Genomic DNA, 12,985 nt, shown 5'->3' on the forward strand with positions numbered 1-12,985 from the left:
GTGTTTGGCCTCAGGTGAGTGTGTATCCGCCGTCAACCGGGATGTGCTGTCCGGTAACGTAACTCGATGCATCAGAGAGTAGATATTGGACGGTGCCTAGGATGTCGGATGCCCGGCCAGACCGCCGGATAGGCAGGCGGTCGCCGAGCCATTGCGGTGGGTTGCCGTCCGCTTGGCCAAGGTCAGCGGTCATTTCAGTCTTAAAGAATCCCGGGGCGAGGGCATTCACGCGTATCCCGTATCGGCCCCACTGAACCGCCAGTTCCCGGGAGACCGTGGCCAGACCGCCCTTTGAAGCGACGTATGCAGCCTGAGGTACGTAATTTCCCAGGGTCCGGACTGCTGCTACCGAAGTGATGTTCACGATCGAGCCACCCCCGGATGCCTTCATGTGGTGCACGCATTTTTTTGCAAGTTCCACTGGCGCGGTCAAATTGACCTCGAGGAGACGTTCGAATGTCTCTCGCGATTCCTTGAGTGCCGGCCCTGCGTGTTCGATACCCGCGTTGTTGACCAGACCGTCGATGCGTCCGAACCTGGCCACGGTCTCCTCGATGATTCTGCTGCGGTCCTCGTCGATACTCACGTCGGCTGAGATCGGCAGCATTCTGTCACCATAGGTACTGGCCAGCCGCTCGAGTTTGTCAGTCCGTCGTGCCGCGATGGCCACGAAGGCACCTTCCCTGGCCAGACCCTCGGCCAGCATCGACCCGATCCCGGAGCTGGCTCCGGTGACGACTATGACTCGGTCCCGAAGGTCGAATAGCGAACCCGGATCACTCCGGGAAGCGCCGGTAGCACGACTGTCGTGCGTGAGACCTGTTAAATTGTTTGTCACCATCCGGCGACCTCCACTTCAGTAGCTAAGACGACTGCGTTGCGTGTATCGCGGCATTCGTGTTCGAGAAAGGACGGGGAAGCGCAAATGTACAGAGTTCGTCCATCGGCGCCGCCCAGGACGCAGGAGTAGGGCCCGAGATCACCGGTGGAGATCTCATCGGTGATTTGGCCCCCGCGTGATATCCGGACCACCCTGTTGTGTGATGGGTCGGCCGCCCAGACAGCGCCCTCCGCATCGACGGCAATTCCATCGGGAGCGACATCTGTCGTGGCTAGCAACGTGGCGACGTCGCCGGTGGGGGGCGGCGGCCCATAGCTTGCCCACGTAGACCGGCCATTGAGTGAGCCGTCCTCACCGACGGCAAAAGCGGTCAGCCGATTGGCCATGGATTCGGCGACAATCAGAGTGTTCCCGCTGTCAGCAGCGACAATCCCATTCGGGAACCACAGGTCGCTGGCGGCCACCGTGGCTTGGCCGTCAGTATCGACACGGATGAGATTTCCGGGACGTGGTGTTTCTCCACGGTGCAGGTCGAAGCCAAACTCTCCGACGTATGCCCGACCTGACTGGTCGACGAACATGTCGTTCAGGTGGCCAGAAACCAGGTCGGAGAGGTCAGCGTGAACGACCACCTTTCCAGTCGGTTCGACCCGGAATATCTTTCGCTCGAGTTGTCCGGCGACCAGAAGTCTTCCGTCCGGGAGCCAGCCGAGTCCGGAGGGCTGATCCGGTATCAACGTGGTCTCAAGCTGGGTTCCCGAGGCGTTCGAGCAGATGACGGTGCGCGTATAGAAATCGGACACCCAGAGGCGGCCGTCATGCCATCTGATCCCTTCGAGGAAGGACCAGCCCCCTAAGACGGGGTTCAATCTTGACTCGGTCATGCGCTTACACTTTCTTTTCTGTCGGCTGGAAACACGGAATGTCTTCGAGGTTGCCCGTGTGTAGGAAGGTTCATCGGCTGACAGACTCCGCACTGCCTGTCCGGGCACGACGTAGGTCGCGCTTGAGGAGTTTTCCGGTGGCGTTGCGTGGGAGCTCCTCGACAAATTCGATGCGGCGTGGGCACTTGAAGTGCGCGAGCCGTTCGCGGGTCCAGGCGATCAACTCTTCTTCCGTGAGTGTTGACTCCGGGGTCCGAACCACAATTGCGGTCACGGATTCGCCCCATTTGTTGTCGGGAAGTCCAATGACCGCCGCCTCGAGCACTTCGGGGTGGCGAAAAAGAACCTGTTCCACTTCGATGGGATATACGTTTTCACCGCCCGTGATCACCATGTCCTTCTTGCGGTCAACCAGGGTGAGGAATCCCTGGCTGTCGGCGCGTGCCAGATCGCCGGTATGGAACCAGCCGCCGCGGAAGGCATCTGCGGTTTCGCGAGGACGGCCCCAATATCCTGCGAAGATGTTGGGTCCCTGAAGTAGGATCTCCCCAACCTCTCCAACCGCTACGTCGCGGTCCGTGTCGTCAACCAGCCGCATCCGCTGGTGGGTGACCGGGTGGCCAACTGAACCGGCTTTGGAAACCACGTACTCCGGGGCCAAAAAGCAAGAAGCGCAGGTTGATTCGGTGAGTCCGTAGCCTTCGGTGAAGACCCAACCACGTTCGTCGAAAAACTCCAGGGTTGGTAGTGGAAGTGGTGCTCCCCCTGAAATCGCATACTTCACTGCGCTGAGGTCTTTCGTGTCCAGGTCAGGCAGGAGGCTTACGGCCGTCCACATCGAGGCCACAAGGAACATGACGGTTACCTTCTCGCGCTCCATCAGCTCAACGGTCTGTGCCGGGTCAAAGGATTCGACTATTACCGTCGTTCCGCCCAGATACAGCAAAGGCAGAGTGTGTGTCGCGAGGCCACCGATGTGGAACAGCGGCGCCGCAGTAACGGTCACGTCGTAGCTGTTGAGCCCTTTAGCGAGAGTGATCATGTGGAGGGTCTGCCACAAGAGGTTGCGGTGCGTGATCATTGCACCCTTGGGCACCCCCGTGGTCCCAGAGGTGTACATGATCAGCGTGACGTCCTCTTCCGCGACATCTCGTTCGAGCGTTTCGGTGGATCCCGTGGACAGGAACTCTTCATAGGCGGAGCTGGCCTGAGCTGCGCGTTCGACGGAAGAGGGAATCTCCAGCACGAATCGAAGCATCAGCCCCCTGGAGGCGGCGGAAGCTACTTCGGCCAATTGAGCAGAGTGCACGAACACTGTCGCCCCCGAGTCCTCCAGCACGTAGCGAACTTCGTCGGCCGAAAGCCTGAAATTGATGGGAACGGTGATCGCACCCATCTTGGCGCCAGCGAGCATCACTTCAAGAAATTCCGGGCTGTTCATCGCCAACAAAGCGATTCGATCGCCTCTGCGCACGCCGAGACGTGTCAGGGCATCCGCCAGCGCGTTGGTGCGTTCATGAAGCTCCCCGTAGCTGCGTCGACGACCGGTGTCTCCGTCCACCAGGGCGATCCTGTCAGGATCGCGGAATGCTCGGCCTGCAATCCACGACCCGATACCTGTGTCCATCAAATACTCCTTTGTATCGGCCAGTATGGCCTTCAAGACTTGGCTCCAAGGTCATGTTCACCTTTGTATCGGCCAGTTCGGCCTCAAGACTTGACTCTAAGGTCATGTTCAGTCATGTTAGACGAAAGATGTGATGAAAGCTACAAGAAGGAAAGTGATTGCCATGAATCTCCCCGTAGATGATGTTGCTGCCGATCGCAAGGCTCTCGCAGAGCTTGCTGAACAATTCGCGCGCCGGGAAGTGCTGGACAACATTGACGAGTGGGAGCGGAGCGGTGAGCTGCCGCGTTCGCTCCACAAGGCGGCTGGTGCTGCCGGCTTGCTGGGACTGGGTTTCCCCGACGCCCTCGGCGGCGGCGGAACTCAGTTGGATTTAATGACTGTGTTCGAACAGATGATCCACAGCGGTGTGCCCACTGGGGTTCTCGCATCACTTTTTTCCCACACGATCGCGTTGCCCTCGCTTGTTAAGCATGGCTCCGAGGATCTTCATCGACGGTACGTGATTCCGACGCTGGAGGGGGAGATGATCGGCGCGCTAGGGCTCACGGAGCCGGGCGGCGGTTCCGACGTCGCGGCATTGCGGACCAAGGCTGTACGTGATGGCGATCATTATGTGATCAATGGGTCCAAGACCTTCATCACCTCGGGGGTGCGCGCGGACTTCGTCACTGTCGCGGCAAGGACGGGAGCCTCCGGAAACAAGGGCATTTCGTTGTTCGTGGTTGATGCGGACACTCCTGGCTTCACCGTGTCGCGGAAGCTCGAAAAAATGGGATGGCTGAGCTCGGACACCGCCGAACTCTCCTTCGTCGACGTGCGGGTCCCGGCATCGAACCTTATCGGCCAGGAGAATGGTGGATTCCGCCAGCTCATGGAACAGTTGCAGTCCGAGCGGCTCACGATGGCGGTCGAATGCACCGCTGTCGCACGGCGCTGCCTGGACCTCACCATCGAGTGGGTCCGCAACAGGCATACCTTTGGTGAACCGCTGTCAAGCCGACAGGTTGTACGCCACAAAATTGCGGAAATGGCCCGTCAGACTGACGTTGCGAGCAACTACGTGTGGTCCACCGCGACGCGGTGGGCAGCTGGCGAGGACGTCAGCACTGAGGTTGCAATGGCGAAAAACACCGCTGTGTATGCGGTTGAATACGTAGCCCACGAGGCTGTTCAGTTGCACGGCGGTATGGGCTTTATGCGCGAGTGCGAGGTCGAGCGTCACTACCGTGATATCCGCGTTATGGGAATCGGGGGCGGCACGAACGAAATCATGAACGACGTGATCGCCAAGCGGATCGGGCTGTGAACAAATGTGCTCGTCTCATACCGTAGCGCACCCATCCGGGATTCCGTCCTCCTTCCTTCTAGTCAAAAATGACTCGGTAGTCAACTATAAAATTCCGATTGTGAGGTTCTGCGCATGAGTGTGCTGGCATCGAAACTGGATACATCCACCCCGCAGTATCTGGCGGATCGCGAGAGCATGCTCGGCGCACTGGCCGGCCTGGCCGACCTGTCCCGGACGGTCGTCGCCGCGGGCAGCGACAAGGCCGTATCCCGTCACCGGGATCGCGGCAAACTTCTGGCCCGTGAGCGCGTCGACCTATTGCTGGACGAGGACACGCCGCTATTGGAGCTCTCGAGTTTCGCCGGCGCCCATGAAAGCGAAGAACATCCTGGCGCCCGGTTGATCACCGGAATCGGCCAGGTCAGCGGAGTCGAGTGCGTGATCATCGCCAACGAGTCCACCGTGAAGGGTGGCTCGCTGAGCCCGAGCGCGGTAGCAAAACAGTTGCGGGCGTTGGACATCGCAGAACGTAACCGCCTACCGGTGGTGAGTCTGGTCGAGTCCGGCGGCGCCGACTTGCCACAGCAGGCCGACATCTTCGTTCCGGGCGGACGAACATTCCGGGAGCTGACGAGGCTCTCAGCTGCAGGTATTCCAACCATAGCGTTGGTCTTCGGTAGCTCCACCGCCGGCGGCGCCTATATACCAGGGATGAGCGAATACACCGTGTTCGTAGAAGGCGCTGCTGCGGTGTACCTGGGCGGCCCTCCTTTGGTCAAAATGGCCACGGGCGAGGATATCGATGATGAAGCCCTCGGTGGAGCCGACATGCATGCCCGGGTTTCCGGGCTTGCCGACTATTTAGCTGTGGACGAGAGGGACGCACTGCGTATCGGCCGACAGATCGTCGCCGACCTCGGATGGCACAAGGCCGGGCCCGAGCCCACGCTTTCTCCTGACATGCCAGTTTTGCCTGCAGACGAGTTGCTGGGTGTTGCCTCATCGGATCCCAAGAGGCCAATGGACGTGCGCGAAGTCCTGGCTAGAGTCCTCGACGGTTCCCGGTTCAATGAATTCAAACCTCTCTACGGCCGCCAGCTGGTCTGCGGCTGGGGTTCGCTGGCCGGCTATCCAGTCGGCGTACTTGCGAACAACGGCATCTTGTTCTCCGCCGAGTCGCAGAAAGCGTCCCACTTCATTCAGCTCGCCAACGCTCGAAACATTCCTCTGTTGTTCGTACAGAACATCACCGGTTTCATGGTCGGCAGTGCCGCGGAACGGGGTGGAATCATCAAGGACGGTGCCAAGCTGATAAATGCGGTATCCAACTCCAAAGTGCCTCACTTGACGTTGATGGTTGGCGCATCCTACGGGGCCGGAAACTACGGAATGTCCGGTCGCTCTTACGATCCACGCTTTGTCTTCACCTGGCCCAACCATCGGATCGCAGTAATGGGCGGACCTCAGCTGGCCGGCGTCATGTCGATCATTTCGCGGAGGGCCGCCGAGCGGGCCAACCGCCCCTATGACGAGGACATGGACCTCCAGATACGCCAGAGGACTGAGCAAATGATTGATGAACAGTCCAGTGCGGTCTACGCCACCGGACGGTTATGGGATGACGGAGTAATAGACCCCCGGCACACCCGGACCGTTCTCGGGCTTGCCCTGTCCGCTGTGCACTCCGGACCAATTGAGGGTGCGACTCACTTCGCGCCCTTCCGAATGTGAGGTAGCGACCCTTGATAACAACATTGTTGATTGCCAACCGCGGCGAAATTGCACGCCGTGTTATTCGGACAGCTCGTACCATGGGTATCCGGACCGTCGCCGTCTATTCTGATATCGACCGAAACGCCCCGCACGTCACCGACGCCGATATGGCCGTTTCCCTCGGCGGCTCCAGCGCCACGGAATCCTACCTGGACGCTGGCAAGATCCTTGCAGCAGCGCGCAGCGCTGGGGCCGACGCAGTCCACCCCGGGTACGGTTTCCTCTCGGAGAACGCCGAATTCGCACGCGCCTGTGTCGAGGCCGGACTAATCTTCGTCGGGCCCGCACCGGATTCCATCGAAACTATGGGTCTGAAGGATCGCGCCAAAGATGTAGCCCGCGCAGCCGGAGTTCCGGTCCTACCGGACGCCGTCATCACAGACGACGACCACAGTTCCTGGCAAGCCGCAGCTGAATTGGTGGGCTTTCCCCTCCTGGTCAAAGCGACTGCAGGAGGCGGCGGAAAGGGTATGAGGCGGGTCGATGGGCCGACGGAGCTTATTGATGCTATCGACGGCGCCCGTCGGGAGGCGTCTAGCTCCTTCGGCAACCCCACCGTGTTCCTGGAGCGCCTGCTTGCCTCCCCTCGCCACATAGAGATCCAGGTATTCGGCGATTCTCACGGAAATGCTGTACACCTGCTCGAACGGGAGTGTTCCGTGCAGCGCCGGCACCAGAAGGTTATCGAGGAAGCCCCGTCGCCGGCCGTCAACTCAGCCCTGCGGAACCGTATGGGCGAGACTGCCGTGTCGCTTGTCCGCAAACTCGGCTACCTCGGAGCCGGCACTGTGGAATACCTGCTGGACGACTCGGAGGCGGAGCCTCACTTCTACTTCCTCGAAATGAATACACGGCTGCAAGTCGAGCATCCGGTCACCGAGGAGATAACCGGGATCGACCTCGTACGACTGCAACTGCAAGTCGCAGCAGGACACCCTCTCGGGCTTACCCAGGACGACATCAAACCCGTGGGCCATGCGGTGGAAGTGCGACTCTATGCAGAGGACACCCGCCGCAACTTCTTGCCCACCCCTGGCCGGCTGCACCGTTACCGCCACGCCTCCGTACCCGAAATCCGCTATGAAGACGGCATCGCCCCCGCCGGAGAAGTCTCGCCGTTCTATGACCCGATGCTCGCCAAAGTCATCGCACACGCACCAACGCGAACCGAAGCCGCCCTACGGTTGTCACGTGCTCTGGCCGGTATGCAGATTCACGGAACAACCACCAACCGCGATTTCCTCGCAGCCGCGCTGGCGGCACCGGACTTCCTGGCAGGCGATACCCATACGGACTTCATTGACCTGCACCCGGATCTGTGCTTCGCGGGTCCAGCAACTCCCGAGCCCGTCCATCTTGCCGCAGCAATCGCCGTCACCGTCGCCCGCCGTCGGCTGACCGATCGGCTCACAAGGTTCGCTCCGCCCGGGTTCCGCATGCTTCACGGCCACCCCCCCGCCCACACACGCTGGTCGACTATCGGCGGCGACGGCGAAAGGGACCTCGCCTACAAGCTCAGCGCTTCGTCGGGCGAGGCGGAACTGAAGTTGACCATCGACGGCGTGAACCATAAATTCACGCTGCTCGATCTATCTCCCGACGGCGTCCGAGTACGCACGAACGACCTGGAGCATGCCTGCTCGGTTGCCCTCCACGCAGATGGCTCAATCTGGGTCAATGATTCCAGCGGCCAGCGCGGATGGATGCCGCAGCCGAGGTTGCCTGAGCCCCTAAGCGACACTGCGCTTGGCGGTCCCGCGTCGGAAATGTCGGGCACGGTGGTTGCAGTCCGGGTAAAGGTCGGAGACAAAGTCTCGGCCGGAGCGCCCCTGGTAGTGCTGGAGTCAATGAAGATGGAACACGCAGTACTCGCAGCGGCTGAAGGCATCATCGATGCGGTTCACGTGAAGTTGGGGCAATACGTCGAAGCGGCGATGCCGGTCGTTTCTATAGTCTCGGAGGTCGAATCATGAAAACACCCTTACGAATCGCCAACTGCAGCGGGTTCTTCGGGGACCGTCTGTCTGCCGCACGCGAAATGGTCGACGGCGGCCCTATCGACGTGCTGACCGGGGACTGGCTGGCAGAACTGACAATGGGGGTGCTGGCAAAGCAGCGGGCCAAGAACCCTGAAACGGGGTTCGCGCGAACCTTCATCACCCAGCTCGACGATGTACTCGCGGACTGCATCGACCGGGGAATAAAAATCGTCACCAACGCCGGGGGGCTCAACCCACACGGATGCGCCGCGCAAGTCTCGGCGATCGCCGAGCGGCTCGGACGGAGTGTGCGCGTCGCCGTCGTCGATGGTGACGATGCGACAGCGGCCTTCGACGCAGCACGCAATCGGGGATGGGACGCACCGCACCTGGACACCGGGGCGCCCTTTTCGTCGTTGGGTGTGGAGCCCGAGATAGTCAGCGCGTACCTTGGCGGATGGGGCATTGCGGAGGCTCTTTCGGCCGGAGCAGACGTGGTGGTTACCGGCCGGGTGACCGATGCTGCTGTCATCCTAGGCCCAGCGGCCTGGCATTTCGGATGGGCACGCGATGACTGGGATGCTCTGGCAGGCAGCATTACCGCCGGGCACGTGATCGAGTGCGGCGCCCAGGCGACCGGCGGTAACTACTCCTTCTTCACAGAGAACGAGAATATGGCCCGCGTCGGCTTTCCGATCGCCGAGATCAATGCTGACGGTTCAGCAGTGATCACCAAGCACCCTGGAACAGGCGGCGCGGTGACGGTCGAAACTGTCACCGCGCAACTTCTGTACGAAATTGACGGACCGCGCTACCTCAACCCAGATGTGGTCACCCGTCTCGATACCGTCGAACTCAAGCAGATAGCGGCCGACCGCGTTCTTATGTCCGGTGTCCGCGGGGAGCCGGCGCCCACCCAGATCAAAGTCGGCGCCGTGGCTCCCGGCGGATGGCGCAACGAGACCACCTTTGTGCTGACCGGGCTGGACATTGAGGCTAAAGCCGAAGTCACACAACAGGCTCTCTGGGCGGCCATACCGGGCGGCCAGAAGGTCTTCGACAGCGTGACCGTGCGGCTCCTGAGGGCGGACAAGCCTGACCCCCAAACCGTGAGCGAGGCAGTGGCTCTGCTGACCGTCACCGTCACCGGCAAAGACAGGGCACTGGTCGGCGCCTTTTCCCGCTCTGCCGTGGAGATCGGTCTGGCAAGCTATCCGGGTCTCCATCTCACCTCGCCCCCTAGCCCGGCCGGTGCCTTCATGGTGTTCTGGCCCACTCTGTTGCCAGCTGAAGAGTTTACACAACGCGTAACGCTCGGTGAGCGGACGTGGACTGTCAACCCTATTGGGGCGGCTGCCACAGCAATACCACCGAGGGACATCACCTCCCCCGGCGGTATCCGGTCCCAAACCGCTCCCTGGTCCGCTGGCCCCGGCGAACAGTCCGTCTCCGCACCGCTCGGCACCATCATTGGTGCACGTTCCGGCGACAAGGCCGGAAACGCCACCCTCGGAGTCTGGGCACGTGATGATCCAGCCTATGACTGGCTGCGATCGTGGTGGTCGGCCGAGACGATACGCAAGCTCCTTCCAGAGGCAGAATCCCTGGAGCTCCGGATGTGGGAACTGCCGCTGATCAGGGCTTGCGGGGTCACAGTGGTCGGCCTGCTCGGCGCCGGCGTCGCTGCCAACCCCGCTCTCGACGCTCAGGCCAAGGGGCTCGGCGAATATCTACGCGCCAAACACATGGATATTCCCCTCTCCCTGCTACCCCAATACCAGGAGGAAAATCAGTGATCACTAGCACCGAACTCGTACATTTGGAAAAAGAGCGCGGGGTTGCAACGCTGACACTCGATTCCCCACAAAACCGCAATGCCCTGTCGGCCCAACTACGAAGCGAGTTGTGGGAGCGCCTGCAAGAAGCGCTGAACGACGATGCCGTCCGCGTGATCGTACTCACCCATACGGGGCCGGTGTTCTGCGCCGGAGCCGATCTTAAGGAGGCTCGCCAGCCCGGCGGCCAGAAAGGCTCAACCGATGATTTCCTTGCAGTGCTCGACGCACTGTGGCAGTCCGGCAAGCCCGTGGTTGCCCGGTTGTCAGGGCCCGCGCGTGCGGGTGGACTCGGCCTGATGGCCGCATGCGACTTCGCAGTCGCTACCGACAGCACAACCTTTGCATTTACGGAGGTACGCATCGGAGTTGTGCCAGCAGTAATTTCTGTGCCGCTGCAAGCCCGGGTGATTCCACACGCCCTGCACAGGTACTTCCTGACCGGTGAAACATTCGATGCCCGACGCGCAGTTGAAATCGGACTTTTGACCGCTGCCGTCTCAGGCGAGAATCTCGACGCCGAGGTACGTCGCCTTACTGACGACCTGATTCTTGGCGCTCCGGGAGCACTCGCGAGGACGAAGGAACTACTACACGCGTCCGCACCTTCGCTACTTGAGAGCCTGAAGACAATGCAGGCCGTCTCTAAGGCGTACTTCTCCTCTTCCGAGGGCCAGGAAGGCGTGAGGGCGTTTTCAGAGAAGAGGACCCCCTCGTGGATACCCGCAGGATAGGAATCGCCGGAGGGGGCCTCACTCCGAAACTGAGTGGTTGCTTGGGACTTTCAGCCCGATCGCCCCCGCCCATAGCCTCGTCAGGTGATCGACGACTTCCTCCTCGGCAAATTCTTCCCCAAGGTCCAACCACACGTGTGCGACCTGTTCGACCATTGCACCGAGCGCGACCGCGGTGAGTCGGGGATTCAAAGCTGGATCGGCCAGCCGCGCGTCTTGCAGTTTTCTGATGCCTTCTGCGCCGCGTGAGACGAACACCTCGCGCATCTCGATCATCAACTGACGGTATTCTTCGCCGGCACCTGACATCTGGTCAACCATGCGGATGATCCTGGAGCAGCGTCGCCAGCTCGCCAAGTACTGACGGTTAGTAGCGTAAATCCGTTCGTATGGATCGGACGAGATCCCGGGGCCAAGAAGAATTGCTGCGAGCATTTCTCCGACGACCGTATGCGCGACTTCACGCAGCAAGGCTTCTTTCGACTCGAAGTGCGTGTAAAAGGTTCCATGGGAGACCCCAGCCCGTCGTGAGACTTCGTCGACACCCGTCTCCGGGAAGCCCCGTTCCTCCAGCAACTCGCGTCCAGCCTGTGCAAGAGCCGCCTTTGTCCGCTTGCCTCGTGTCGTCGTCGGAACGGATGCTCCAGGTCGTACTTTTCGGGTCATCGAAACTCTCCTCTCCGGGTAGAACACTCTAATACCCTACCGTGCGCGATAATTGACTATACCTCGAACGTGACCCTTCAACGGAAGCCAAACAACCGCTAGAAGCGGCCATTTTTTGTATGACTATCAAGTCACTTTTGAATCCAACAATCCAATGACAGCGAAGACCGAAAGCCTTGGGAGGCATCATGCCCGAAGTTGTGCGAGCAAATGGAGTCCTCGACGAGCTCCTGACCGACCTTGAGCAGATGGGCGGTGAGCTTGAGGAGGCGCTCAACCGCTTGTCCCCCAGGGATTGGAATAAACCTACCCCCGCGGCCGGGTGGACAATAGCCCACCAAATTGGTCACCTCGCTTGGACCGACAGAATGTCCATTATGGCCCTGACGAACCACGATGAGTTCGATGGTGCAGTTACGGCGGCACTCGCCGATCCACATGGTTTTGTAGAAACAGGTGCTGCTGAGGGCGTCGCGGACGCTGGCGAAGGTCTTATGATGCGTTGGCGATCTGGCCGCGAGGTCCTCGCAGTAGCCCTTGCGACGGCCTCGCCCAACGAGCTGGTGCCATGGTTCGGGCCGCCTATGAAGCCCACATCGATGGCGACGGCGCGGATCATGGAAACCTTCGCGCACGGTCTTGACATCACTGACACGCTCGAACTCCCGCCGGGCGGGTTGGGCGGCTTGCGCCATGTCTGTCATCTCGGCGTACGTACTCGAGACTATTCGTTTAGAAGGCAGGGTCTCGAGGCTCCCACTGCGGAGTTCCGGGTAGAGCTGCGCGGGCCGGACGGACAGATCTGGAGTTGGGGACCGGAAGACGCTGAGCAAAAGGTACTGGGGTCGGCACTGGAGTTCTCAATGCTGGTCACCCGCCGTCGCCATCGCGACGATCTCGACCTGGCGTTCAACGGTCCGGACGTAAATCGATGGTTGGACATTGCTCAAACATTTGCGGGGCCCTCCGGGAGTGGACGTCGTCCCACTCGTTTCTGATCAGCAGCGTGCCAGCACGCGCTCACGGCATTTTTCAGCAAGACAATGCGCAGCCCCGATCATCCACCGAAATGATCGGGGCTGGGGTCAGCCTGGGCTGAAACCCTCCGAACGTGTGAGGATTCAGACAGGCCACCGGTGGCGATTCCCTGGCCGCATGACGTGATTCGTCGGTCCCCGCAAGAAGATCCACGAGCATCGGGCTCCTGAAAAGGATTCACCAGGTCGTCACTGCAATACGGTCCGCCGCACACAACCCGCCCCTCGGATGCGCGCGCCCAACTTCTGGTGGCCTGCGGACCGTACCTAGCGCGCAGCAACCGGAATCAACGAGGTAGATACTCTCATTGTCTCCGA

Annotated in this window: 10 protein-coding genes; 6 read left to right on the forward strand and 4 right to left on the reverse strand. The window is 60.7% G+C overall.

Annotation, left to right across the window (positions count from 1 at the left end):
• Positions 1–10 precede the first annotated feature (10 nt).
• The 3 genes from AU252_RS00790 to AU252_RS00800 all read right to left on the reverse strand — a co-directional run bounded on the left by AU252_RS00790 (position 11) and on the right by AU252_RS00800 (position 3,352).
• Positions 11–841: an SDR family NAD(P)-dependent oxidoreductase gene (locus AU252_RS00790; protein WP_083510177.1), complete on the reverse strand. Its 831-nt coding sequence runs from the start codon at positions 839–841 to the stop codon at positions 11–13.
• Complete coding sequence (locus AU252_RS00795) at positions 835–1,725, reverse strand: SMP-30/gluconolactonase/LRE family protein (RefSeq protein ID WP_058929095.1); 891 nt, start codon at positions 1,723–1,725, stop codon at positions 835–837. Before AU252_RS00795 ends, AU252_RS00790 begins: the two co-directional genes overlap by 7 nt.
• Positions 1,726–1,795: 70 nt before the next feature.
• The gene (locus AU252_RS00800) at positions 1,796–3,352 is read right to left on the reverse strand and encodes an acyl-CoA synthetase (protein WP_058929096.1); all 1,557 of its coding nucleotides are present in this window, start codon (positions 3,350–3,352) and stop codon (positions 1,796–1,798) included.
• 163 nt (positions 3,353–3,515) lie between these two features.
• On the opposite strand from AU252_RS00800, the gene AU252_RS00805 reads away from it, so the two are divergent.
• From AU252_RS00805 to AU252_RS00825, 5 genes are all read left to right on the forward strand, one after another.
• Positions 3,516–4,661, forward strand: coding sequence for an acyl-CoA dehydrogenase family protein (locus tag AU252_RS00805; protein WP_058929097.1), 1,146 nt, complete (start codon positions 3,516–3,518; stop codon positions 4,659–4,661).
• Positions 4,662–4,775: 114 nt separating this feature from the next.
• On the forward strand, positions 4,776–6,374 hold the full coding sequence (locus AU252_RS00810) for an acyl-CoA carboxylase subunit beta (RefSeq protein WP_058929098.1): 1,599 nt from the start codon (positions 4,776–4,778) through the stop codon (positions 6,372–6,374).
• Between the two features lie 26 nt (positions 6,375–6,400).
• Positions 6,401–8,389 carry an acetyl/propionyl/methylcrotonyl-CoA carboxylase subunit alpha gene (locus AU252_RS00815; RefSeq protein ID WP_240484429.1) on the forward strand — a complete coding sequence of 663 codons (1,989 nt, stop codon included), beginning with the start codon at positions 6,401–6,403 and terminating at the stop codon, positions 8,387–8,389.
• Positions 8,386–10,191 carry an acyclic terpene utilization AtuA family protein gene (locus AU252_RS00820; RefSeq protein WP_058929100.1) on the forward strand — a complete coding sequence of 602 codons (1,806 nt, stop codon included), beginning with the start codon at positions 8,386–8,388 and terminating at the stop codon, positions 10,189–10,191. The genes AU252_RS00815 and AU252_RS00820 overlap by 4 nt, the downstream gene beginning before the upstream one ends.
• Positions 10,188–10,964, forward strand: coding sequence for an enoyl-CoA hydratase-related protein (locus AU252_RS00825; protein WP_083510178.1), 777 nt, complete (start codon positions 10,188–10,190; stop codon positions 10,962–10,964). The genes AU252_RS00820 and AU252_RS00825 overlap by 4 nt, the downstream gene beginning before the upstream one ends.
• 18 nt (positions 10,965–10,982) lie before the next feature.
• Here AU252_RS00825 and AU252_RS00830 read toward each other — a convergent pair whose 3' ends face one another.
• Positions 10,983–11,630 (reverse strand): TetR/AcrR family transcriptional regulator, encoded by a 648-nt coding sequence (locus AU252_RS00830; RefSeq protein WP_083510179.1) that lies wholly within the window; start codon positions 11,628–11,630, stop codon positions 10,983–10,985.
• A gap of 188 nt (positions 11,631–11,818) precedes the next feature.
• Between AU252_RS00830 and AU252_RS00835 the strand changes: the two genes are divergently transcribed.
• A complete protein-coding gene (locus AU252_RS00835; RefSeq protein WP_058929102.1) occupies positions 11,819–12,628 on the forward strand; it encodes a TIGR03084 family metal-binding protein in 810 nt (269 codons plus the stop codon).
• Positions 12,629–12,985: the final 357 nt, after the last annotated feature.

This window comes from Pseudarthrobacter sulfonivorans (assembly GCF_001484605.1).
Classification (GTDB): Bacteria; Actinomycetota; Actinomycetes; order Actinomycetales; family Micrococcaceae; genus Arthrobacter; species Arthrobacter sulfonivorans_A.

Bases quoted from the DNA above. Each gene is read 5' to 3' on its own strand.
- AU252_RS00790 (WP_083510177.1), bottom strand. From the start codon at position 841: ATGGTGACAAACAATTTAACAGGTCTCACGCACGACAGTCGTGCTACC.
- AU252_RS00795 (WP_058929095.1), bottom strand. From the start codon at position 1,725: ATGACCGAGTCAAGATTGAACCCCGTCTTAGGGGGCTGGTCCTTCCTC.
- AU252_RS00800 (WP_058929096.1), bottom strand. From the start codon at position 3,352: ATGGACACAGGTATCGGGTCGTGGATTGCAGGCCGAGCATTCCGCGAT.
- AU252_RS00805 (WP_058929097.1), top strand. From the start codon at position 3,516: ATGAATCTCCCCGTAGATGATGTTGCTGCCGATCGCAAGGCTCTCGCA.
- AU252_RS00810 (WP_058929098.1), top strand. From the start codon at position 4,776: ATGAGTGTGCTGGCATCGAAACTGGATACATCCACCCCGCAGTATCTG.
- AU252_RS00820 (WP_058929100.1), top strand. From the start codon at position 8,386: ATGAAAACACCCTTACGAATCGCCAACTGCAGCGGGTTCTTCGGGGAC.
- AU252_RS00830 (WP_083510179.1), bottom strand. From the start codon at position 11,630: ATGACCCGAAAAGTACGACCTGGAGCATCCGTTCCGACGACGACACGA.
- AU252_RS00835 (WP_058929102.1), top strand. From the start codon at position 11,819: ATGCCCGAAGTTGTGCGAGCAAATGGAGTCCTCGACGAGCTCCTGACC.